Annotated in this window: 18 protein-coding genes, 4 tRNA genes and 1 rRNA gene; 6 read left to right on the plus strand and 17 right to left on the minus strand. The window is 41.8% G+C overall.

The annotated features are described in order from the left end of the window. Positions 1-385 precede the first annotated feature (385 nt). The 4 genes from IEZ33_RS17470 to IEZ33_RS17485 all read right to left on the minus strand — a co-directional run bounded on the left by IEZ33_RS17470 (position 386) and on the right by IEZ33_RS17485 (position 5703). Positions 386-1923, minus strand: a 16S ribosomal RNA gene (locus tag IEZ33_RS17470). 516 nt (positions 1924-2439) lie between these two features. Further along, positions 2440-3609 (minus strand): sodium ion-translocating decarboxylase subunit beta, encoded by a 1170-nt coding sequence (locus tag IEZ33_RS17475; RefSeq protein ID WP_191601283.1) that lies wholly within the window; start codon positions 3607-3609, stop codon positions 2440-2442. Positions 3610-3624: 15 nt separating this feature from the next. Next, a complete protein-coding gene (gene oadA, locus IEZ33_RS17480) occupies positions 3625-5412 on the minus strand; it encodes a sodium-extruding oxaloacetate decarboxylase subunit alpha (RefSeq protein WP_191601284.1) in 1788 nt (595 codons plus the stop codon). 42 nt (positions 5413-5454) lie between these two features. Further along, positions 5455-5703 carry an OadG family protein gene (locus IEZ33_RS17485; RefSeq protein ID WP_191601285.1) on the minus strand — a complete coding sequence of 83 codons (249 nt, stop codon included), beginning with the start codon at positions 5701-5703 and terminating at the stop codon, positions 5455-5457. Positions 5704-5897: 194 nt separating this feature from the next. On the opposite strand from IEZ33_RS17485, the gene IEZ33_RS17490 reads away from it, so the two are divergent. Further along, positions 5898-6866 carry a tRNA dihydrouridine synthase gene (locus IEZ33_RS17490; RefSeq protein ID WP_191601286.1) on the plus strand — a complete coding sequence of 323 codons (969 nt, stop codon included), beginning with the start codon at positions 5898-5900 and terminating at the stop codon, positions 6864-6866. Between the two features lie 15 nt (positions 6867-6881). Here IEZ33_RS17490 and IEZ33_RS17495 read toward each other — a convergent pair. The 8 genes from IEZ33_RS17495 to alr form a co-directional block, all read right to left on the minus strand. Further along, positions 6882-6958, minus strand: a tRNA-Arg gene (locus IEZ33_RS17495). 76 nt (positions 6959-7034) lie between these two features. Further along, positions 7035-7111: transfer RNA gene (locus IEZ33_RS17500), tRNA-Arg, on the minus strand. A gap of 51 nt (positions 7112-7162) precedes the next feature. Further along, positions 7163-7239 (minus strand) — tRNA-Arg (locus IEZ33_RS17505). A 6-nt stretch (positions 7240-7245) separates the two neighbouring features. Then, a tRNA-Ser gene (locus IEZ33_RS17510) sits at positions 7246-7335 on the minus strand. Positions 7336-7402: 67 nt separating this feature from the next. Next, positions 7403-7588, minus strand: a complete 186-nt coding sequence (gene csrA / locus IEZ33_RS17515; RefSeq protein WP_191601287.1) for a carbon storage regulator CsrA — start codon at positions 7586-7588, stop codon at positions 7403-7405. Between the two features lie 142 nt (positions 7589-7730). Further along, positions 7731-8972, minus strand: a complete 1242-nt coding sequence (locus IEZ33_RS17520; RefSeq protein WP_191601288.1) for an aspartate kinase — start codon at positions 8970-8972, stop codon at positions 7731-7733. A gap of 41 nt (positions 8973-9013) precedes the next feature. Beyond that, on the minus strand, positions 9014-11632 hold the full coding sequence (alaS, locus tag IEZ33_RS17525) for an alanine--tRNA ligase (protein ID WP_191601289.1): 2619 nt from the start codon (positions 11630-11632) through the stop codon (positions 9014-9016). Positions 11633-11856: 224 nt separating this feature from the next. Continuing rightward, a complete protein-coding gene (gene alr / locus IEZ33_RS17530; protein ID WP_191601290.1) occupies positions 11857-12933 on the minus strand; it encodes an alanine racemase in 1077 nt (358 codons plus the stop codon). 243 nt (positions 12934-13176) lie between these two features. Here alr and IEZ33_RS17535 point away from each other — a divergent pair, with 243 nt between their 5' ends. Further along, complete coding sequence (locus IEZ33_RS17535) at positions 13177-13626, plus strand: regulatory protein RecX (RefSeq protein ID WP_191601291.1); 450 nt, start codon at positions 13177-13179, stop codon at positions 13624-13626. A gap of 1 nt (position 13627) precedes the next feature. On the opposite strand, the gene IEZ33_RS17540 is transcribed toward IEZ33_RS17535, so the two are convergent. The 4 genes from IEZ33_RS17540 to IEZ33_RS17555 form a co-directional block, all read right to left on the minus strand. Continuing rightward, positions 13628-15175: a hypothetical protein gene (locus tag IEZ33_RS17540; protein WP_191601292.1), complete on the minus strand. Its 1548-nt coding sequence runs from the start codon at positions 15173-15175 to the stop codon at positions 13628-13630. A gap of 169 nt (positions 15176-15344) precedes the next feature. Then, complete coding sequence (recA, locus tag IEZ33_RS17545; RefSeq protein ID WP_191601293.1) at positions 15345-16397, minus strand: recombinase RecA; 1053 nt, start codon at positions 16395-16397, stop codon at positions 15345-15347. Between the two features lie 95 nt (positions 16398-16492). Then, complete coding sequence (locus IEZ33_RS17550) at positions 16493-16981, minus strand: CinA family protein (RefSeq protein WP_338040925.1); 489 nt, start codon at positions 16979-16981, stop codon at positions 16493-16495. An 84-nt stretch (positions 16982-17065) separates the two neighbouring features. Then, positions 17066-17446, minus strand: coding sequence for a helix-turn-helix domain-containing protein (locus IEZ33_RS17555; protein ID WP_191601295.1), 381 nt, complete (start codon positions 17444-17446; stop codon positions 17066-17068). A gap of 156 nt (positions 17447-17602) precedes the next feature. Between IEZ33_RS17555 and IEZ33_RS17560 the strand changes: the two genes are divergently transcribed. The 3 genes from IEZ33_RS17560 (at position 17603) to fdxA (ending at position 21516) form a co-directional block, all read left to right on the plus strand. Next, positions 17603-18238: a hypothetical protein gene (locus tag IEZ33_RS17560; protein ID WP_191601296.1), complete on the plus strand. Its 636-nt coding sequence runs from the start codon at positions 17603-17605 to the stop codon at positions 18236-18238. A gap of 236 nt (positions 18239-18474) precedes the next feature. Continuing rightward, a complete protein-coding gene (mutS, locus tag IEZ33_RS17565) occupies positions 18475-21066 on the plus strand; it encodes a DNA mismatch repair protein MutS (protein ID WP_191603694.1) in 2592 nt (863 codons plus the stop codon). Between the two features lie 126 nt (positions 21067-21192). Next, on the plus strand, positions 21193-21516 hold the full coding sequence (gene fdxA, locus IEZ33_RS17570; protein WP_191601297.1) for a ferredoxin FdxA: 324 nt from the start codon (positions 21193-21195) through the stop codon (positions 21514-21516). A gap of 484 nt (positions 21517-22000) precedes the next feature. Here the strand turns inward: fdxA and IEZ33_RS17575 are convergent, their stop codons facing one another. Further along, positions 22001-23194 (minus strand): EAL and HDOD domain-containing protein, encoded by a 1194-nt coding sequence (locus IEZ33_RS17575; protein ID WP_191601298.1) that lies wholly within the window; start codon positions 23192-23194, stop codon positions 22001-22003. Between the two features lie 160 nt (positions 23195-23354). On the opposite strand from IEZ33_RS17575, the gene ilvD reads away from it, so the two are divergent. Continuing rightward, positions 23355-25199, plus strand: a complete 1845-nt coding sequence (gene ilvD / locus IEZ33_RS17580) for a dihydroxy-acid dehydratase (RefSeq protein ID WP_191601299.1) — start codon at positions 23355-23357, stop codon at positions 25197-25199. Positions 25200-25304: the final 105 nt, after the last annotated feature.

A 25304-nucleotide genomic window follows, 5' to 3' on the forward strand; every position in this document is an offset into this window, starting at 1 on the left:
AAAGTAGTTTTTTGATGCCTAACGCTTCTTAAAGAAGAGCCAGTATCAAAACAACACTTAGATCACATACCAACGATGCTTTTGTGTCATCACTGGATTTTACGATTTTAGAAAGTCATCCAGGTTATTCTCAATAAAGAGAAAGATGCTTTCCACCGGTTTGACGCTTGATTATCGTCTATTTCAAAAAGTTACATTGTTAAAGAGCAAGTTTAGTGCAAAGCACTAAGTCAGACATTTATGAATAAGACGAAGAATATGATGACAGGTCATCACATAATCACTTTCATCAACACCTTGCTTAGGACTCTATCCTAGTACAATTGCCGCTATAAAGTAGTCATCAGATAATTTGTGTGAACGCTCACCAGAGCTTCGTATCGTTTAAGGAGGTGATCCAGCCCCAGGTTCCCCTAGGGCTACCTTGTTACGACTTCACCCCAGTCATTGACCACTCCGTGGTAACCGCCCTCCTCGAAAGGTTAAGCTAGCTACTTCTGGAGCAATCAACTCCCATGGTGTGACGGGCGGTGTGTACAAGGCCCGGGAACGTATTCACCGTGACATTCTGATTCACGATTACTAGCGATTCCGACTTCATGGAGTCGAGTTGCAGACTCCAATCCGGACTACGACGCACTTTGTGGGATTCGCTTACTTTCGCAAGTTCGCCGCCCTCTGTATGCGCCATTGTAGCACGTGTGTAGCCCTACTCGTAAGGGCCATGATGACTTGACGTCGTCCCCACCTTCCTCCGGTTTGTCACCGGCAGTCTCCTTAAAGTTCCCACCCGAAGTGCTGGCAAATAAGGATAAGGGTTGCGCTCGTTACGGGACTTAACCCAACATTTCACAACACGAGCTGACGACAGCCATGCAGCACCTGTCTCAGAGTTCCCGAAGGCACTAAGCTATCTCTAGCGAATTCTCTGGATGTCAAGAGTAGGTAAGGTTCTTCGCGTTGCGTCGAATTAAACCACATGCTCCACCGCTTGTGCGGGCCCCCGTCAATTCATTTGAGTTTTAACCTTGCGGCCGTACTCCCCAGGCGGTCTACTTATTGCGTTAGCTTCGCCACTAAGTCATTACAACCCAACGGCTAGTAGACATCGTTTACGGCGTGGACTACCAGGGTATCTAATCCTGTTTGCTCCCCACGCTTTCGCACCTCAGTGTCAGTATCAATCCAGAGTGTCGCCTTCGCCACTGATGTTCCTTCCTATATCTACGCATTTCACCGCTACACAGGAAATTCCACACTCCTCTATCGTACTCTAGCCTGCCAGTATCGGGTGCCATTCCAAGGTTGAGCCCTGGGCTTTCACATCCGACTTAACAAACCACCTACGCGCGCTTTACGCCCAGTAATTCCGATTAACGCTTGCACCCTCTGTATTACCGCGGCTGCTGGCACAGAGTTAGCCGGTGCTTCTTCTGAGGGTAACGTCACAGCTATTGAGTATTAATCAATAACCTTTCCTCCCCTCTGAAAGTGCTTTACAACCCTAAGGCCTTCTTCACACACGCGGCATGGCTGGATCAGGCTTGCGCCCATTGTCCAATATTCCCCACTGCTGCCTCCCGTAGGAGTCTGGGCCGTGTCTCAGTCCCAGTGTGGCTGGTCATCCTCTCAGACCAGCTAGAGATCGTCGCCTTGGTGAGCCTTTACCTCACCAACAAGCTAATCTCACGCAGGCTCATCTAATAGCGAAAGGTCCGAAGATCCCCTCCTTTCCCCCGTAGGGCTTATGCGGTATTAGCATGCGTTTCCACATGTTGTCCCCCACTACTAGGCAGATTCCTACGCGTTACTCACCCGTCCGCCGCTCGACGCCTGTAGCAAGCTACATCGTTTCCGCTCGACTTGCATGTGTTAAGCCTGCCGCCAGCGTTCAATCTGAGCCATGATCAAACTCTTCAGTTTAAGATCTTGTGCTGATAAATCAGCTTGCTTACTCAAATTTAACTCTAACTAAACTTAAATGTTTGTTTGATAAACCAAACAAACAAGAACGAATTGAAAGTGTTTGGACTCTCGTAAGACTTCAAATTTTTCGAAGCCTCCAGCGAGCGCCCACACAAATTATCTGATTAACTATTTTAAAGAGCGTGCTGACTAAAGTAAGACAAGAAGAATGCAGTATTTTGTTTCTTCTTGCTGGGCAGTCACTCGTTGTTCTGAGTGGTTGTCCGTGTCAGCGAGGGCGTATATTAAGGATCTACAGATTTAGTGCAACCTTTTTTTGGCATTTATTATAAAAAAAGGCAATTAAAGTGATCCAAACAGGAAATCGTTCGTTTTCCACACAAAACCCATTGAGATCAGTACAATAAACATACAGAAACCAGCGAAACCACCTCAGCTCGCAAACAACAGACACAAAAAAGACGCCGAAGCATCTTTTTTGTGTCATCACCCCAGAAGGATTAACAACACCAATTAACCAACGTAACTTAACATGACGCCAGCCGCTACAGCCGATCCGATAACACCGGCTACGTTTGGACCCATTGCATGCATCAGCAAGAAGTTTTGCTTATTCGTTTCTAAGCCAATTTTATTAGCCACCCTTGCCGCCATAGGAACAGCCGAAACCCCTGCCGCACCAATTAGAGGATTCACCTTAACAGAGGCAAAGCGATTCATTGTTTTCGCCATAATAATACCAGCCGCTGTACCAATAGAGAACGCAACCAACCCCAGAGACAAGATCCCCAATGTTTCAAGGTTTAAGAAATCAGCAGAACTCAACTTTGAGCCGACACCTAAACCTAGGAAAATAGTCACAGTGTTGATCAGGGCGTTTTGCGCAGTATCACTTAAACGATCAACCACACCACACTCTTTCATCAAGTTACCAAAACAAAACATACCTAGAAGAGGGGCTGCGGAAGGTAAGAACATAGCAACCAATAGAAGCACCACTAATGGAAAAACAATTTTCTCTGTTTTAGATACCGGTCTTAACTGCTCCATTTTTATGGAACGCTCTTCATGAGAGGTTAAGGCCCTCATGATGGGTGGCTGGATCAAGGGAACAAGCGCCATATAAGAATAAGCCGCTACCGCTATGGCACCTAACAAGTCCGGAGCCAGTCTACTCGCCACAAATATCGCAGTAGGACCATCAGCACCACCAATAATACCAATCGCCGCCGCATCCGCTAGCGTAAAGTCCATGATTCCAGTTGCACCAAGCACAACAGCACCAATGACAGTGGCAAAAATACCAAACTGTGCGGCAGCACCCAGCAACAATGTCTTAGGGTTTGCTAACATAGGCCCAAAGTCAGTCATGGCCCCAACACCCATAAAGATCAGCAACGGGAACAACCCTGTCTCTATACCACCATGATATATGTAATACTGGAGCCCACCCGGTGATACCAAGTGACCCGTTGCATCATACACAGGAGCAGCCATAAAGCCTGCCCCCGGAATATTGACCATGATTGCACCAATACCAATTGGTAATAACAGCAATGGTTCAAAGCCTTTTTTGATAGCAAGATAAATCAACAGTAGACCAACGATAATCATAACCGCCTGGCCAAGCTCAAGTTGATATATACCTGTATCGTGAAATAAGTTTAATAGTTTATTTTCCATTTTTACTCAAACCTTCTACAGGGTAACCAGTGATTGACCCACTTGCACAGAGTCGCCTTCTTTCACATGTATTGCGCCAACAACACCTGTAACAGGAGCTGAAATTTCAGTTTCCATTTTCATTGCTTCTAAAATAATAATGGTTTCACCTTCTTCAACTTGCTGCCCAGGAGACACTAGAATCTTAAAAATATTGCCTGCCAATGGAGAAGGCACTGACTCACCGCTAGTTACCGGTGCGGCAGGAGCCGTCGGGGCAGACGCCAAGTTTGTACCACCAGCACTTTGAATACTTTCAATATCACCGCCATCAGAAACCTGAACAACGTACTCTTGACCAGAAACTGTTACCGTATAAACACTTGGCTCATCAGACGCTTTATCGAGTGCTGGTGCCACATCATTAGCGCTTGGTACAGGCTCAAACGCATCAGGGTTATTACGATTTTCGATAAATTTCAAGCCGATCTGCGGAAACAAAGCATAGGTTAGGACATCATCAACCTGAGCATCAGCTAAAGACAGACCTTTCTCTTTTGCTATGGCTGAAAGCTCTACCTCCAATTTATCCATTTCAGGCGAAAGTAAATCAGCCGGACGACAAGTAATAGGAGCATCACCATTTAGTACTTTAGCCTGCAGCTCGGCATTATAAGGTGCTGGTGCCGCGCCATACTCACCTTTTAAAATCCCAGCCGTCTCTTTAGAGATTGACTTATAACGTTCTCCAGTCAGAACATTAAGAACAGCCTGAGTACCTACAATTTGCGACGTTGGAGTAACGAGGGGGATTAAACCAAGGTCTTCTCGAACTCGCGGAATTTCTTGTAGAACTTCATCAAACTTATCTGCTGCGCCCTGTTCTTTCAACTGGCTTTCCATGTTTGTCAGCATTCCACCTGGAACCTGAGCAATCAAGATACGAGAATCGGTTCCACGCAAAGAGCCCTCAAACTTAACGTATTTCTTACGAACCTCTCTGAAATAGGCCGCAATCTCTTCAAGAAGGGCCAGATCTAAATTCGTGTCTCGATCGGTACCTTTTAATGCAGCAACAACCGTTTCTGTTGCAGAATGCCCATACGTCATCGACATAGATGAAATCGCAGTATCTACACGGTCCACACCCGCTTCAATCGCTTTCAAAATAGTCATATCGGATAAACCAGAAGTTGCATGCGCATGCAATTGAACTTCAAGTTGTGTTTGTGCTTTTAATAAGCCAACTAATTCGTACGCATCATATGGAGTCAAAATGCCAGACATGTCTTTAATGGCAATAGACTCAGCCCCCATATCTTCTAATGTTTTGGCATAATCGACCCAATTTTGAGTGGTGTGTACTGGGCTTTTTGTATAAGAGATAGTACCTTGAGCATGTTTACCCATTCCTTTAACAGCTTTAATGGCTGTTTCAAGGTTTCTTGGATCATTCATCGCATCAAAAATACGAAACACATCAACGCCATTTATAGCCGCTCTTTCAACAAACTTATTTACAACATCATCGGCATAATGGCGATAACCTAATAAGTTCTGCCCCCTTAATAGCATTTGCTGAGGCGTATTCGGCATTGCTTTCTTCAGCTCTCGAATACGATCCCATGGATCTTCACCGATAAAGCGAATACATGAATCAAATGTGGCTCCCCCCCAAGACTCTAGAGACCAAAAACCGACTTGATCAAGCTTCTCAGCTATAGGTAACATATCGTCTATACGAAGACGTGTCGCGAAAAGTGATTGGTGTGCATCCCTTAAAACAACATCGGTAATGCCTAGAGGTTGCTTATTTACTGTCATACTATCAGCCCCTGATATAGTTCTATTAAATAGTTTTTATGATTAACGTTTTGTATTTCTATGCTGATGAATTGCCGCAGCAATAACCGCTTTCAGATTTGCATCCACTGGTGCTTGCTGAGCCGTTGCCGATGGTGAACTCTTTTTAGCAACGGGAACAGCTTCTGGGAAGTACTTAGTCAATAAGGATGACATAACCCCTGTTGCATAGATCAAAAGAACTAAAAACAAGAATACAAACCCCATCCCCAAGACTAATAAACCAAACCCATCTTGAATTAACCCATTCATTTTTACATAAGCCCCTATCTAAATATTAACCATTAGACTTGTTTGAATTCTATGATTATGATCCTATTCACCCAAGCACTAAGCCATTGTTTACTTAATGCTAACTTTTATATCACAAACCATAACAGTTTCATATTTTTTATGCATAACAGTTTGATTTATTTTTAATTGCCCCAACCTCTAAGAAACCATCCATGCATCAAAACATTAAAATAGCCGTCGCCCCCATGGAAGGCATCATGGATCACACTCTAAGACAACTACTGTCTGAAGTGGGAGGAATGGATTATTTTGTATCCGAGTTTGTTCGTGTTACTCAATACCCTATTCCAAGCCATACATTCCATCGACTCATCCCTGAAAACACACAGGGAGCCACAACGAAACACAAACATCCAGTCCATACCCAATTACTTGGAAGCGTACCAGATCTTATGGCGTTAAGTGCCGCCAATGCAATTGAATCAGGATCAACACATATAGACGTTAACTTTGGCTGCCCAGCAAAAAGAGTAAACGGTCACGGAGGCGGCTCTGTATTACTGCAGAGCCCAAACACACTATATGACATTATGAGTACAATTAAAAAAGCCATCCCCTCACACATACCCCTTTCAGCAAAAATCCGTTTAGGTTATGAGGATGAATCACGGCTATTTGAAAATGTGAGCGCAATTGAGCTAGCGGGCACACAATCTTTAACGATACACGGAAGAACCAAAAAAGACGGCTACAGACCTCCTGCAAGATGGGAAAAAATAGGCAAGGTGAAAGAACACAGTAAGATGAAAATTATCGCGAACGGAGATATCACCAGTACTAAGTCATTACTTAGTTGCTTAAATGAAACAAAATGCTCTCATTTCATGATTGGCAGAGGTGTATTAATCAACCCTTTCATTTTCCAAGACATCAAAAGCGAGCTATCAGGCCATAAACCTTTAGATCACTCAAAAGAGTTAGAAGCGTTATTGACACGCTACATCCACATTTTACAACAGCATTATGATGAGGTCGCCACATTAGGCAGGCTAAAACAATGGTGCGGCAATTTAAGACATCAATTCATAGTGATCGAAGAGAATTTAACATCATTAAGACAGAGCCAATCTGTAGACGAGTTCATTAATAAATTGGCAAGTATGAGCAACGCAATAAAATGATATAAAAACAAGAAATGGTGCATCCGGAAGGATTCGAACCTTCGACCGCTCGGTTCGTAGCCGAGTACTCTATCCAGCTGAGCTACGGATGCGCACAAGATTAATCATTAATCTTTGGGAAGATAATTATAAAGGAATTATTAACGCAGAAGTATTATCAATAGTATTTGGTGCATCCGGAAGGATTCGAACCTTCGACCGCTCGGTTCGTAGCCGAGTACTCTATCCAGCTGAGCTACGGATGCGCTCAAATTTTCACGACATTCTAATCAAGAAATTAGAACTACTTGCTTTAATGGTGCATCCGGAAGGATTCGAACCTTCGACCGCTCGGTTCGTAGCCGAGTACTCTATCCAGCTGAGCTACGGATGCATTAAATGGCGGAGAGTGAGGGATTCGAACCCTCGATGAGTTTCACCCCATACTCCCTTAGCAGGGGAGCGCCTTCGGCCACTCGGCCAACTCTCCAAACAAGTGGGGCGTATTATAGATACCTCATTTGTTTTGTAAAGGGTTTTTTCGAAAAAAATTAAAATTAATCTTCTTCGTGTTCACCCTGTTCTTTTTGTATACGCAAATAGATTTCTTCGCGGTGTACAGAAACATCTTTTGGTGCATTAATACCAATACGCACTTGATTGCCTTTAACACCCAAAACCGTAACTGACACTTCATCACCTACCATAAGAGTCTCACCAACTCGACGAGTAAGAATTAACATGTAAATCTCCTTAGTTATCCTTTCGTGCATTTAAATAAAGAGATATGCCTCACAAATCACGTAAGACATATCTTACAAATCGAATTGTAGCTGCTGAAACAAATTTAATCCAATTTTTTTTCAGCTACTGATATGAGACACATTACGCTTCACGCACTCCATGAGCACTGTCACTTAACTTAAAAGCAGAATGAAGCGACCTAACAGCCAATTCCATGTATTTTTCATCAATAATGACAGAGACTTTTATTTCAGACGTTGAGATTAATTGAATATTAATGGATTCTTTTGCCAATGCCTTGAACATAGTACTGGCCACACCGGCATGAGAGCGCATACCAACACCCACAATAGACACTTTCACTATTTTAGAGTCGCCGATAACATCTCTTGCGCCCAACTCATCTTTAATATTTTCAAGTATTTCGAACGCTTTACTAAACTCAGTTCGGTGTACTGTAAAGGTGAAGTCAGTCGTTCCATCAGCAGACACGTTTTGCACTATCATATCGACTTCAATGTTTGCATCACTGATTGGAACCAAAATTCGCGAGGCTATACCTGGAATGTCAGGCACGCCTTTTAGCGTCAACTTCGCTTCATCACGATTAAATGCAATTCCAGAAACAGCTGGCTGCTCCATACCTTCACTCCCCTCAGTTGTAATTAATGTACCTTCACCTTCTTCAAAACTAGACAGTACACGCAATGGCACTTGATACTTTCCAGCAAACTCTACTGAACGAATTTGTAGGATTTTCGATCCCAAACTCGCCATTTCAAGCATTTCTTCAAAGGTAATTTTTTCTAATCGACGAGCGCTGTCCACAACTCTTGGGTCTGTCGTGTACACACCGTCCACATCTGTATAAATTTGGCATTCGTCAGCTTTCAATGCCGCCGCAAGCGCAACGCCAGTTGTATCAGATCCACCACGACCAAGCGTCGTGATATTACCGTCCGCATCCGCGCCCTGAAATCCTGCCACAACAACAACTTTACCCGCATCAAGATCGGATCTCATACCTTCAGTATCAATACTTTGAATGCGAGCTTTACCGAAAGCACTGTCTGTTTCAATACGAACTTGAGAACCGGTATAAGAACGTGCATCAATGCCACGCTTTTTAAGAGCCATACACAAAAGAGCAATAGTGACTTGCTCTCCTGTAGAGACCAACACGTCCATTTCTCTAGAGTCAGGTTCCTCTTGTATCGCTTTTGCCAATGCAATTAAGCGATTTGTTTCACCGCTCATTGCCGATACAGCAACGACGATATCATCGCCTTTTTCTTTGTGCCTTTGGACACGATCAGCAACAGCTTCGATACGCTCAACGGAGCCGACCGAAGTACCACCATACTTTTGAACTAACAACGCCATAATTTTTTAAACCCACACAATGGCCAATTTCGGCACTTTTTTTACACTCGCTCTGAGACCCAAGCCACAGCCACTTCCAACGCTTCTGATAACTTGTCAGGATTATTACCACCAGCCTGAGCCATATCAGGTCGACCGCCCCCACGACCATCGACAATTGGAGCAACCATTTTAATGAGATCACCCGCTTTCACTTTACTTGTCAAATCTTTTGTTACACCCGCAATCAAACTGACTTTGCCATCATTAACACTTGCCAATAAAATAATGGCGGACTCAAGCTTGCTCTTCAGCTGATCTAACATATCCCTTAAATCTTTTGGGTCACTGACTTCCACTTGAGAAATCAATAATTTCCCTCCTGATATATCAATGGCTTGAGAGGCCATATCCGAACCGGCTTGCGCCGCAATTTTTGACTTAAGCTGGTCTACTTCTTTTTGCAAAGCGCGACTCTGATCAACCAAAGACACGATCTTTTCCAATACATTATCGGAATTGCCTTTTACTAGAGAGGCTACTTTGTGCAATGTAAACTCTGTTGCTCGAACATAATCAAATGCCGCTTTCCCAGTCACAGCTTCAATTCGTCTAACACCTGCAGCAATACCACCCTCAGAAACAATTTTCAGCAAACCTATATCACCGGTTCTCTTAACATGAGTACCACCACAAAGCTCAATAGAATAATCTGACCCCATAGTCAATACACGAACATTGCTGTCGTATTTTTCACCAAATAAGGCCATAGCGCCTTTCTCTTTAGCCGACTCAATGTCCATAATTTCAGTAAGCACTTCATGGTTTAAACGAATTTGCTCGTTCACCATGTCTTCTACCTGCTCAAGCTCAACATCTGTGACACCTTCAAAATGCGAAAAATCAAAGCGTAAACGCTCGGCGTCACATAAAGATCCTTTTTGGTGAACATGATCACCGACGACTCGACGTAACGCTTCATGCAACAAGTGTGTCGCCGAGTGATTCAAAGATGTAGCGGAACGAAGCGACGAATCAACCGTACCAGTGAGTGTATCCCCAACGGCAACACGGCCCTCTCTAAGCACACCATGATGTAGATGGGTTTTACCTTGCTTGGTGGTATTTGAGACATTAAAAGCACCACCACCTCGCAACCATCCTTTATCACCAACTTGACCACCAGACTCACCATAAAAAGGCGTTTTCGTCAAAATAATCACCGCATTTTGACCCGCTTCAAGTTTCTCTACTTTCTCACCATCAACAATAATGGATTCAACAACGCCTGTACCATTTAACTCACCATAACCCGTAAACTCAGTAGCGCCTGCATCAATGATACTCGACATGTCCATGGTAAATTGACTAGCCGAGCGCGCTCTATTTCTCTGCTCATCCATAGCGACTTCAAAACCAGTCTCATCGATCTCCAAGTCGCGTTCGCGGGCCACATCATTCGTCAAATCCGCAGGGAACCCATAAGTGTCATACAGTTTGAAAACCACGTCGCCAGGGATAGTTTTAGAACCGGAACCCATAGACGCAATCGCGTCATCTAAGATCCGCATACCTTGCTCAAGTGTCTTAGCAAATTGTTCTTCCTCTTTAAGCAGAATAGATTGAATACGGCCCTTTAACTTAATCAGCTCAGGATACGCTTCGCCCATCTCGATACAAAGTGCGTCTATCAACTGATTAAAAAACGTCTCCTTCTGACCCAACTTATGCCCATGGCGAACCGCTCGACGGATAATACGTCTTAATACATAGCCGCGCCCTTCATTGGAAGGGACAATACCATCAGTAATCATGAAAGAGCATGAACGAATATGATCCGCAATAACTCTTAAAGATTGAGCACTCAAATCGTCAGTACCAACCACTTTAGCAGCCGCTTTAATCAGGTTTTGAAACAAGTCAATTTCGTAATTACTGTGTACACCCTGCAAAATAGCCGCAATACGTTCCAGCCCCATACCGGTATCAACCGATGGTTTAGGTAATGGCGCCATACTACCGTCAGCAGAGCGATTAAACTGCATGAAAACCACATTCCAAATTTCTATGAAACGGTCACCATCTTCTTCAGGAGACCCTGGCGGACCACCCCAAATATGCTCACCATGGTCATAAAATACTTCTGTACAAGGACCACATGGTCCCGTATCACCCATCTGCCAGAAATTGTCGGACGCGTATCTGGAGCCTTTGTTATCTCCAATACGGATGATGCGGTCAACAGGTATGCCAATCTTATCTGCCCATAAATTATAGGCTTCGTCATCTTCTGCATAAACAGTGACGAGCAATTTCTCTTTTGGTAGCTTTAATACGCCCGTCAAAAACTCCCAAGCGTAGCTAATCGCCTCTTCCTTAAAGTAGTCACCGAAACTAAAATTACCAAGCATCTCAAAGAAAGTATGGTGGCGTGCGGTATAACCAACGTTTTCTAAATCGTTATGTTTACCACCAGCACGTACACAACGCTGAGAAGACGTCGCTCTCGTATAAGGGCGCTGATCTTGACCCAAAAATACATCTTTAAACTGCACCATACCGGCATTAGTAAAAAGCAGAGTAGGATCGTTTCCTGGAATTAAAGAACTTGAGTCGACAACCTGATGCTGCTGACCCTCGAAGTAGGCTAAAAATGATTGACGTAATTCTGAACTCTTCATAATCAAGTAAGACTCTATGTTGTTTCTTAGCGAAAAGGGGACTGCGCAACTAACACTTGCAAGAAATAATTTAAATGAACAAATAAAAGCCCAAAATAGTACACGTAAACCTCCCATATTTTCAAAAAAAATACGATTTTTTTAAGGTATTTTTTGAGTTTCCCATAAAAAAAGCGCTGATACCCAAAATATCAGCGCTTTCTAACTCATAAAGTGAAAATTACTTATCTATATTGTATTCTGGGTCTGCTGGTCATTCGAGTAACAAGTTCATAACCTATCGTTGATGAATGATTCGCCACATGCTCAACAGGTAATGTGTCTCCCCAAAGCTCAACATTGGCCCCAAGAGTAATATCTGGAACATTCGAGACATTAACCGTAATCATATCCATAGACACCCTACCTGCTAAAGAACAAGGGATATTATTCACTATAATCGGAGTCCCATTAATGGCATTACGAGGATAGCCATCTCCATACCCAACAGCTACTGTCGCTATGATTTCTTCTTTTTGCGCCTCAAAGCTGCCAGCATAGCCAACTCTATCACCTTTTTGTATCACCCTTAGTGAAATGACTTTTGAAGTAAATGTCATTGCCATTTTTAGCCCTAACTCTTTCCCTGTAATGTCATTAAAAGGAGAAATACCATACAACATTACACCTGGACGAATCCACCCACCCTCAGGAATGTCCCACTTAAGCACGGCGGCAGAATTCGCCACACTGCCCTCAATATTTCCACAATTTTTGTGAACTCGTTTAAATACGGCCAATTGCTTTGAAGTAGTATCACTTAACAGATCGTCTGAGCTTGAAAAATGGGACATCAAAAGCACCTCATTGACATAATTAGACTGACGTAATCTTTCAACCAGTTCAGTCGCCCTATCAGGGTCGACACCCAGTCTATGCATACCAACATCCACTTTTACAAACACCTTCTCAATATGACAACCAGAGTCGATCAACGCATCCACTTGAGCGTCATTTTCAACAGCACTCCACAAACCATGCCTCTCACATAGAGACCATTCAGAAGCCTCAAAAACACCTTCTAGAAGCATAATAGGTGACTTTATACCAGACTCCCGGAGCTCTAAGGCTTCTTCAACGGCGGCAACAGCAAAAGCATCCACAGTTGAATCCAAATACTGTGCTACTGCAACTGCACCATGACCATAAGCATTCGCCTTCACCACGGCAAACGCTTTAGAGGTCGGGTGCAACGCCTTGGCAAGCAAGTAGTTGTGTTTTATAGATGATAAATTAACCGTTTTTGTCAGTGGACGCGCCATAAAAAACCTCAGTAACAACGGTGAATTGATAACGATGACACATCAAACAACCCCCCTACTAAAACAATAAAGTTGATACCTGTATTTATACACCATTAAACAAAACAATATGCTTCTTTTTAAAACAAATTACAGAGGAATAAACTAAAAAAACAATCATTGTAAGTATTTTTGACTTTTTGATATTTTTTGATGCATTTGTTAATGCTATCATGTCTTTTTAATTAGGTTCAGTAATCAAATATGGCCAACAAAGCGTTAAATGCTCTCTACGATACAGCATTAAGAAAACTATCTTACAGGGAGCACTGCACAAAAGACCTTAAAACAAAGCTTTTCAAATACACAGATGAACCAGAGTTAATTGAAGAGGTAATTACTTTATTAAAAGAAAGCAATTACCTTAATGATAAACGCTTTGCTGAAATATACGTTCGCAGCAAATTTACCAAAGGCATAGGAGAGATAAGGGTAAGACAAGAACTTAAAATGAAAAACATTCAGCAAGATGATATTGCAAACGCATTGAACCAACCAGAGATAGATTGGTTCGAACTTGCAGTTAAAGTCAAAACCAAAAAACAGCCAGACCACCAGTCATTGTCCTTTTCTGATACAGCTAAGCTGCGTCGTTTTTTACAGTCACGAGGATTTACTTTTGATCAAATACAATACGCTCTAATGAATGAATAAATCACATAATAAGGGTCATTAAGTATTTTTCTTCTAACGCGACATATTCAGCTGTAACGGATTCGATTTTAGCATCCATACTTTCTATGCTCTTGATCATTGTTTGAATGTCGTTAATCGCTTCACAATTTGAAGACAAGGTGTCTTGCAAGGTCAACGTTTTTTCCTCTAATGCTTTAAGCTTCTTCTGACCTTCTAAATACCTAAACTGAGTATTTTCCTCTACGATTTCACCTTCACTATTTTGCTCAGCAAGCGCTAACTCATAACTTTCTTTTTTGATATGAGCACTATCCAAATCTCTTTCTAGCATTTCAACATAGAGCTCAGACTCGGACACCATCAATTTTAGTTCGCTCAACCTTTTACCTTGCTCAGTGGAATATTCATCTGACTCTGCAGTTAAAGTAACTGAATGCAATACATCTTCCATTGATTGCATTGTTTCATGTTTACGCTCTATTAACCCCTTCATGCTAACCAAGGTATTGGTTGATTCATAACGCTCTTTTAATAGTTGATCCTTAGCATGGAGAACTTCTTCTTTTTTATTTAGATCAATATTCAAATTATGTCTAATAGTGTGAAGATTGTTAAATTTATTTTCTAAACTTTTTACGGAACGGTTTCTATCTAAGAGAATTTTTTCAAGCCTAGCAATTAACACATCGTTTCCAGACTGAACTTTTAGATTTAGCTCCCCAAGTTTCATTTCTTTACTCTCTTTCTGTAACGATTGTATGGTTTTCAACTGTTCAGTAGAGATCCTTTTTAAATCAGCGACTTTATCTGCCAACTCCCCTTCCATTGCAGCCAGAAATGTTGGTGGCTGCATCGAGTTTAAGAAGCTTTCCAAATGGCCTATTGGCTCAACATCAGATTCACTGTCTTGAAGATCTAATTTACTCTGCACGGCATCACGTACGGCACATAACCGTGCTATCTCTTCTCGTACTTTTGCTAAATCCACATCCAGATCCGCTTCATGCATCAACTTTAACTGGAAAGTATCCAATGCAAGTTTTAGTCTAGAGCTTAAATCGATGCCTTGAGAAAGAGAATCCGACGCCTTAGCCTCTGATTTTTTTACCTCTTCTAATAAGGCCTTTTGCTCCTGAACTTTCTTCTGCAATTCTTCGATTTCTAGTGCTTTATCCACCTTGTCTAGTAATGCCTGAAATACATCTAAATAGGGTTCAATCTCAGTACAAGGAATATCATTTTGAATCGTCGTGCGTTCAATCTCTAGGAAGGTTTTCCAACTTAATAATACCGTAAAGTCAGCGTCTTTTTTCTCCTCCTCCCTTTGAGCAATCATGTCTAAACAATAAGACATCTGACTTTCAACAATCTCCAGCCATTGATCCTTAAAACCATTCGCTATGACTTCTGGTGAAAGCACCTCACTCACTTTCTCTTGTTCTGTGACATCGACGGTTTCGCTCGATTGGTATGCACGCTTTTTTAAATACAAATACGCACCTAAGCTCATCATCAGCAAGCATAAGGAGAGTACAAAAAGTCCTATTACGACCCCAATTAAAGACATAAAAACTCATTCGAAGACTATAACGTTACTTTAAAGATACCATAAAATTTTCAAGTCACTTTTATTAAAGTACGCCACTCACAAAACATCACATAAAAAACCCCAATGCTGGTTTCCCGGCGATTGAGGTTTCAGAATACAAATCTACCTTGCACTTTCAATAACTAGCTTAAGAATCGAGCAAGTCTTTCCCTTCCACATCCGATTTTTCATCTTTCGGTGTTGGTGCGGCTAATAATTCAGCGCGTATTTTCGCTTCAATTTCTTGTGCAATATCAGGGTTATCAGTCAGATATTGAGCGGCATTCGCTTTACCTTGACCAATTTTACTGCCACCATAAGCATACCAAGCGCCGGCTTTGTCAACAAAACCCTGCTTCACACCAAGATCTATAATTTCACCCATACGATATATACCAGCACCGTACATAATTTGGAACTCGGCTTGCTTAAACGGCGGTGCAATTTTGTTTTTTACTACTTTAACTCGAGTCTCGTTTCCAACAACCTCATCACCCTGCTTAACCGAGCCAATTCTACGAATATCAAGACGTACAGAGCTGTAAAATTTAAGAGCATTACCGCCTGTTGTCGTTTCTGGGGAGCCAAACATCACACCAATTTTCATGCGAATTTGGTTAATAAAGACAACCAAACAATTGGCGTGTTTAATGGAACCCGTTAACTTACGCATTGCCTGAGATAACAAGCGCGCTTGAACACCTACAGATGAATCGCCCATATCCCCTTCAATCTCGGATTTAGGAACCAATGCAGCGACAGAGTCGACAATGATAACGTCTACACTATTTGAACGTACTAACATATCAACGATTTCAAGAGCCTGTTCACCCGTATCTGGTTGAGAGATGAGCAAGTCATTAATGTTCACACCTAATTTCTCAGCATAATTAGGGTCTAATGCATGCTCAGCATCAATAAAAGCACAGGTTTTGCCTTGTTTTTGAGCTTCCGCAATCACACTAAGAGTCAGCGTTGTTTTACCGGAAGACTCTGGTCCGTAGATTTCGCAGATTCTTCCATAAGGCAAGCCACCAGCACCCAAAGCAATGTCTAGTCCCAAAGAGCCCGTTGATACAGTTTCAATGTTAAGACGAGCACCTTCACCCATCTTCATGATGGCACCTTTACCAAACTGACGCTCTATCTGAGTAAGCGCAGCGTCTAATGCTTTTTTCTTGTTATCAGCTGTCGATGACATAATTTAACCTTCTAGAAATCCATAAATGTATAAGACGAACTCTACCTTGTTTTTTACACCAACTCAAGAAACACTGTATAAAAAAACAGTATTATTTAATCAAGCAATTTAATGAGTCCTTTTAGGGCCTCGTAAGTGGCTTGATGTCTAACGTCCGCTCGGTCACCAGCAAACTTAAATCGATTGACTCGTGGTGCTTCCGATTTTATTTGCCAACCAATATAAACTGTCCCAACCGGCTTTTCTTCTGATCCTCCCAATGGACCAGCAACACCACTTACCGCGACAACAATATCAGCCCGATGTTTTAAAGCGCCCGAGCACATCTCAGCCACCGTTTCTTTAGATACAGCACCATAATTCAACAAGGTGTCAGGGTGCACTCCCAGCAAACCCTGCTTAGCGCTATTTGAATAAGTAACTACAGCACATTGAAACCAAGCTGAGCTGCCTGATAGCTCAGTACACACCGCGCCAATCAGTCCACCAGTACAAGATTCAGCTGTCGCCAATTGATAGTTTTTTTCCATAAGCCTCTTTGCAAGAGACTGAACGAGGCTTTCAATTTCAGTTGAGATGATCACAAAAAACCCTAATAGATAATAGTGTACAGGAGAGGCTATCAGATATGCTTTTGGAAAAACAAGAAAAGACGAGATGAGAAAATGTTAAATTGAAAACGCATCCAAAAGAGCGATCATTTTACGCTGTTGATCACGTGATAGTGTCACCCACACCTGTTGCAACCTGGCTTGCAAATCCGCATCTTGCATAGCCACATAAGGCGCCGTTTTATTAGCAATTTTTGAAGCGTCACTAATATCACAGTCTAAGAAAAACCAAGAGATAGGCGAATCTAGAAAAACAGCAATTTGAAACAATTGACTCGCATTAATTTTATGTACGCCTCTTTCATAACGAGATAATTGCTGCTGTGACAAGCCTACTTTTTCTGACAAGCTCGCCGCACTCATCTGCAACTCTTTTCTCCTGAGTTGAATTCGTCGACCGATCGCTGCGTCTATATCTATAACTGCAATTTTTGACATACTTTCCACTTAGACAAAATAAAACTACCAACAAATGGAAGTTTGGAGCCTTTTCGACCTTGAAAGAACATCAAAAAAAGAGTAAAAATCTAATTCAAATCTAAAAAAGAGTAATTTGGATAGGAAATCTAAATTAATATGATAAGGACAGCCACTATGAAACCAGTCAAAACGGAAACCTCTTTTTATTGTGCGATGCAATGTCTACAAAGTGTGGGAAATAAGGTAAATCAGTTAACGGTCGATTTGGAGAAATCACTGACAAACGCGATTCAGCAAACATTGTCTTCAACGCTTTTTACAGATACGTTGTACTGGAGTTATTCTGACAAAGAAAACCCCTCAAATTGGTTTTATGAAAGTACCTACTTATCGTTGCCCATTATTTACACTCGACACAAAGAAAGGACATTCTACCTCAATATTCAAATCAGCCTTCATGGTCTAGGCATACAGAGCCATTCAACAAAAAATACAGAACCACTGCTTCATGTATTTTTTGGTGACATACCTTTGAATAGAGAGCATACTTTTGAACTAAATCAAATTTATGATTCCAGGGAAAACATCACATCCTTTAATCAACGACTGTTTACGTGGTCACCCAACACGACCAACTCGTACCAACCTTGGCTTATCAGTTTTTATCTGACAGAATTTAATACCCCCCAAGACATCCAGGAAAAGCTTGTCCAACCTTGCTTAACGCTCTTAAAAAAACCAATAAAACATAATGACCTACCTGTTGATCCACAAAAGATGGCCGCCTTATTTATCTACCCTAGAGAGTAAAACTCGATCGGTTGGCTAACTTTTGAGCATTGAAACACACGACATCTTTGTTTCCTCTAAAATAGAAAGAGAAATTGTTCAATTTGGGTGAGATTTGTTACCCTTACTCTTTTTATTGCTCAATGTCCATTTACTGTTTTTTAACGAACAGTCGCTTTCTCAACCTTGCGTCATAAACTATTTCAGGCCGATACAATACCGTGAAAAATAACGACACATCTCAACCACATACTCCCATGATGCGCCAATATTTTGGACTTAAATCTCAGCACCCAACACAACTATTATTTTACAGAATGGGTGACTTTTATGAGATTTTTTATGACGACGCTAAAAAAGCAGCGAGATTGCTGGATATAACGCTCACAAGTAGAGGCCATTCGGGAGGGAAGCCTATCCCAATGGCAGGAATCCCTTTCCACGCAGCAGAGAACTACATTGCCCGTCTTGTTCGCATGGGAGAGTCTGTCGTTGTTTGTGAGCAAGTTGGAGACCCGGCGACAAGTAAAGGCCCTGTAGATAGGCAAGTTTCCCGCATTGTGACACCAGGCACATTGAGTGACGAAGCCTTCTTAGAAGAACGAAAAGAAAACTTATTGCTTTCTCTTGCCTATGAAAGTCGTAAAGGCGTTTCAACCTTTGGTTTTTCCTATTTAGATATGGCAAGTGGTCGTTTTTGCTTATTTGAAGTAGAAGGAGAAGAGGCATTAACCAGTGAATTACAAAGACTGACCCCGACAGAAATATTATTGTCTGAAGATTTTCCCCACACTAAGTTAATTCAGTTAGAAAAAGGCATTAGAGAATTAGGCCCCTGGCATTTTGATCACGATTCCAGCTATCGACAATTAATTCAGCAATTTAACACTAAAGACTTATCAGGCTTCGGTTGTGAGGAATTAAAAGCGGCGATTTCATCGGCCGGTGCGTTACTACAATACGCAAAGGATACCCAGCGTTCAGAACTTCCTCATATTAGAACCATTACCGTTGAGCAAAGAGACGATTGTGTCTTAATTGATGGGGCGACTCGCCGCAACCTTGAAATAGATATCAACCTTACCGGCAGTTCAAGTAATACGCTTACCTCAGTATTAGATCGTTGCGCTACACCGATGGGAAGTCGTTTACTGAAACGTTGGTTACATCAACCTATTCGAGATTTAAAAGAAATAAACCTACGACAAGATGTTATTGAAGAACTCAAAAGCGACCCGATAACAAACGCGTTTAAACAAACGTTAAAGGAAATTGGCGATCTTGAACGTATCCTATCCAGAATTGGCTTACGGTCTGCTCGACCCAGAGACCTCGTCCGCTTAGGGCTTGCATTGAATGCTCTGCCAAATCTAAAAACGCAATTAAGTCATTTATCTTCCCCCCGTCTAAATGATATTAATACTCGTATTGAAGAACAAAATTCAATGGCAAACGAGCTCGAAACCGCATTGGTGGAAAATCCACCAGCGGTGGTTAGAGATGGCGGCATTTTTGATAAAGGCTACGATGCAGAATTAGATGAGCTTATTGCCCTCTCTTCAAATGCCACGGATTTTTTGGCCGAAATGGAGCGCACTGAAAAAGAAAGAACAGGCATTAGCTCCTTAAAAGTCGGGTTTAATCGGGTTCATGGTTACTACATTGAGATCAGTCGCTTACACTCAGAACAAGCACCCGTTGAGTATATCCGTAGACAAACATTAAAAAATGCAGAACGCTTCATTACACCAGAGTTAAAAGCCTTTGAAGATAAGGCATTAAGCGCAAAATCCAAAGCTCTGGCTAGAGAAAAGCAATTATATGAAGCATTACTTGATTCACTGAACCTGTTGCTCAGTTCTTTGCAAACGACAAGTCAAGCACTCGCCGAATTAGACGTACTTACCAACTTTGCAGAACGAGCGGACAGACTCAATTACACTAGACCGACACTGAGTAACGATCAAAAAATCGACATTAAACAAGGCCGTCATCCTGTCGTCGAGTCTGTCATTACCGACCCTTTTATTCCAAACGATTTATACATGGACCCTTCTCGTTCATTGCTAATGATTACGGGCCCTAATATGGGCGGTAAATCCACTTACATGAGACAAGTCGCCCTTATTACCCTATTGGCACATACAGGCTCTTTTGTGCCCGCCGATTCAGCGACATTAACTTTAGTAGACAGAATTTTCACTAGAATGGGATCTTCTGACGATTTGGCAGGAGGACGCTCTACCTTTATGGTTGAAATGACAGAGACCGCCAACATATTAAACAATGCCAGTGCCAATAGTTTAGTTTTAATGGATGAGGTTGGACGAGGGACCAGCACCTTTGACGGTCTGTCCCTTGCTTGGTCAGCGGTAGAGTATTTAGCGAACCAAATTCATTGCTACGTCTTGTTTGCAACCCATTACTTTGAACTGACCCAGCTTGCAGATGAGCTAAGCAATGCTACCAATGTTCATTTAACAGCCACAGAACACGAAGACTCTATCGTCTTTATGCATAAAGTCCACGAAGGTCCAGCCAGTCAAAGCTATGGTTTACAAGTGGCTCAATTAGCTGGGGTTCCTAAAAAAGTCATCACTGAAGCCAAACACAAATTATCCGAGTTAGAAGACCATAGCCGAACCATGCATGACTTTTCTATCAAAGAAAGCTCGCCTTGCGATAAAAAATACAAAACAAAAGAGCCATCAAGTACACCGGTTCAATCCGATTTATTCATAGGTGGCCGCAATGATGCATTAGAAGACTCACTGAAAGAAGCGGACTTAAATAACATGACTCCAATCGACGCATTAACCTTATTATACAAGCTTAAAAAACTCATCTAAATCTATATATAAGCTAGATCAATGAAGTATACATCTATTTTATATGCTTATTGTTCTTGCTGCGAAACCGCCTAAACAACTAGAATACACAGTAATTCATTTGCTGTTTTATAAAGGAGAAGTCTGATGGCTTTCATCGTTACTGACAATTGCGTTCGCTGTAAATATACCGACTGCGTAGAAGTTTGCCCTGTTGATTGTTTTTATGAGGGTCCAAATTTCTTAGCAATCAACCCTGATGAGTGCATAGATTGCGCATTGTGTGAACCAGAATGTCCAGCGAATGCCATTTTTTCAGAAGATGAGCTGCCAGAAGACCAAGAAGTATACGTAGAATTAAACCAAGAGCTTTCTCTTGTTTGGCCAAACATTACAGAAAAGAAAGACTCTCTTCCTGATGCCGCTCAGTGGGATGGTGTCGAAGATAAATTAGAACACCTAGAACGCTAGCAAATACGTTAGATCTGGATTTTATACAGTCCAGGTTTAACAAACGCAAAAAAGGACGACACAATGGCCGTCCTTTTTTATCGTTAACATTCCTGTAAACGACTCATCCGGTGAGTATAAATTCCATTTTATGATCATCCGTAATATCTAAACATCCAAGTAAACATGACTTAATCCGATAAGCCTTTCAACTCCATTTGCATCATCCATGACAATACTAATCCATTACCTAGTAAGTCCTATCCTAAAAACATCCTGTTTTAAGTACATCATGCACTTGCCCAATCCATGGGATTCCGTTTAGATGTTTCTAGAATATCACTAATATGAAAAGGTGCAAGAAAATTGAAATATCGAAAATTAAATTAAATTCTATAATAATCAATAATATAGAAAAAAATCACATCATTTTACCCATTAATCGTACAACACAAACAGCAATAACCTACAGACTATGTAGGACCTGTATTACAAAAGGTTCGAATTAAATTCTAGAAAGGAAATTATCTACCCATTCAACCGACTCTACGTATGAGGCTTTTAGGTCATCAACTGAAACCGTACTGGTTACCTTATGGCCTTTACTAAACTGCTCAACCATATCTAATACATTACCAACGTTTCCACTTCTTTGAATTATGGCATTAATGAACTCTGTTGGGAGTGGAAGCTGTTTTAATACTTCAGGCAAACTAATCCCAACACATGCATCCATCATGCTGAGCATACCAGCCAAAAAGTACGTCTCGTTATGCTTATGACCTAGTCTCAATGACATTAACTCGGCATGCTTTGCTCGTAATAAAATGGTTTCCAAGAGAACATGTCTATCACCAACTAATTCAGACATAAGCAATAAATTTGTTAATGACTTAAGCTGATCCACACCCACTAATACAATCGCTAAACGCACAGAATCCACATTCGCAGATAGGCCTGTTATTGGCGAGTTCAAAAACTTCAGTAATTTATGCACCAAACCAATATCACGACTAACAATTGATTCTAATTCATTTACATTGAGGTTTTCGCCCTTTAACAGTTCTGCCATTAACTGCAAAAGCGTAATGCTATTTACTTTTGTGGCTTTTTTACTAATAAGTTCAGGCCGCTCAAAGAAATATCCTTGGTAGAAATCTACTCCTAGTACCTCACAGAAATTAAACTCTTCCCATGTTTCTACCTTTTCCGCAACTATTTTCACCTTAAAGCCTTTCAAAGCCTCGACCTGTTGCATGAATTTATCACGACCGAGAAGCTGTAAATCAAGTTTTATATAGGTAGCTAATTCAACAAATGGTAGTAGCTTTGGCTCATATTCAAAGTCATCTAAAGCCAACTTATAGCCAGCATTCGTCCATTTTCGTAGTGAAGCCAGCAAGAGTGCATCAAAGCCTGAATTTTCCAGCACTTCAATAACGACTTGATTCTTATCAAGAGGGACGCCACTGGGATTTAATAAATACGCTCGAGGGAAATTAATGAAGGCTTTATTCTCTCCAACCATATTGGACATGCCTATTTCTAACAAGCTACCAGAAATCACTTGTGCTGTTGCGCTGACATCATCAAACACTTCAGCGTCTAAAGCATCTAGGTCTTTTCTGTATAATAGCTCATAGCCCATTATAGTTTGTTTCGTGGTAAAAATAGGTTGTCGTGCTATCGTTACATTCATACTCGAACTCAATATTTGTAAATAAAATGCGTCAAATTCATTCTTTATGACAACGTTACTTATTAATGAAACTATAAACAACAAAAATTGCAATTGGGTGTTGCGAATAAACTTGATAACATAACCAAATTACAAAAGTAAAATAAATGTGGGGTTAGCAATGCCGATATATCGTTCAAAGACTACAACTTCAGGCAGAAATATGGCCGGCGCTCGCGCGTTATGGCGTGCAACAGGAATGACTGATGAAGATTTCCACAAACCCATTATTGCTGTCGCAAATTCATTCACTCAATTTGTCCCTGGCCATGTACATTTAAAAGACATGGGGCAACTTGTTGCCCGTGAGATTGAAGCCGCTGGTGGCGTCGCAAAAGAGTTCAATACGATCGCTGTGGATGACGGCATTGCTATGGGACACGATGGTATGCTTTACAGTTTACCGTCTAGAGATTTGATTGCTGATTCTGTTGAATACATGGTGAATGCACACTGTGCAGACGCACTTGTCTGTATTTCAAACTGCGACAAAATCACACCAGGCATGCTAATGGCGGCATTACGCTTAAACATCCCTGTTATTTTTGTTTCCGGTGGCCCAATGGAAGCGGGCAAAACAAAACTGTCTGAGAATAAATTAGATCTAGTTGATGCAATGGTTATCGCAGCGGACTCAGAAGCATCTGACGAGAAAGTAGCGGCCTATGAACGCTCAGCTTGCCCGACCTGTGGATCTTGTTCAGGCATGTTTACAGCGAATTCGATGAACTGTCTAACAGAAGCCCTAGGGTTAAGTTTGCCAGGAAACGGAACCACTTTGGCAACGCACTCTGACCGCGAGCGTCTCTTCAAAGAAGCGGGGCATCGCATTGTCGATATCACGAAACGTTATTATGATAATGAAGAACTTCATTTAGCACCTCGTGCAATTGCGTCATTTGAAGCGTTTGAAAACGCCATGGCCCTAGACATTGCTATGGGCGGTTCAACAAACACCATTCTTCATCTTCTGGCAATGGCACAAGAAGCGGAAATCGATTTCACCTTGAAAGACATTGACCGTCTCTCTCGAAAAATCCCTCAGCTATGTAAAGTCGCGCCAAACTCACCAAAATATCATGTGGAAGATGTGCATCGTGCTGGTGGTATATTTGCGTTGTTAGGTGAGCTTGATCGTGCCGGACTATTGAATAGCCATGTTCATACCGTCCACAGTGACACTATGGCCGAAGCTCTAGATAAGTGGGATATCATGCGAAACCCAACACCTGAAATTCTAGAGTTTTTCCGAGCGGGTCCCGCTGGTATACCGACTCAAACGGCATTCAGTCAATCAACACGCTGGACATCCGTTGACGGAGACCGTCAGGATGGCTGCATTCGTTCCATTGAGAATGCCTTTTCTCTTGAAGGTGGGTTGGCCGTTCTCTATGGCAACATCGCTCTCGATGGCTGTGTGGTCAAAAGCGCAGGTGTAGATGAATCTTGTCTTGTTTTTGAAGGCCCTGCTCACATTACAGAGTCCCAAGACGAAGCCGTAAGTAACGTACTTGAAGATAAGGTAAAAGCAGGTGAGGTCGTCATTGTTCGTTATGAAGGCCCTAGAGGTGGTCCGGGCATGCAAGAAATGCTTTACCCTACATCCTACATTAAATCAAAAGGTCTAGGAAAAGCCTGTGCATTGCTAACAGATGGTCGTTTCTCTGGTGGAACCTCTGGCCTTTCTATTGGTCACGTTTCTCCTGAAGCGGCCGCGGGTGGTGCAATTGGGTTAATCGAGTCTGGCGATATTATTAAAATCGATATCCCAAACCGTACCATTAACGTCATGCTTTCAGACGAAGAACTGGCCGCTCGTCGAGTTGTTATGGAAGAAAAAGGTGATCTAGCATGGAAACCAGAGAAAGACCGTCCAAGAAAAGTGACCACGTCTCTTAAGGTATATGCTCATTTTGCAACAAGTGCCGACAAAGGCGCTGTAAGAGACACTTCTTTACTTAAATAACCGGTAAATTTCATCCCAAAAAGCCGCTTTAAGATTATAATAACCTTAAAGCGGCTTTTTGTTTTTTTACACTTTCTCTATTTTAACCCTGATAGTCCAAGGATT

Source organism: Marinomonas algicola, from assembly GCF_014805825.1.
In the GTDB taxonomy this organism is placed as follows: Bacteria; Pseudomonadota; Gammaproteobacteria; order Pseudomonadales; family Marinomonadaceae; genus Marinomonas; species Marinomonas algicola.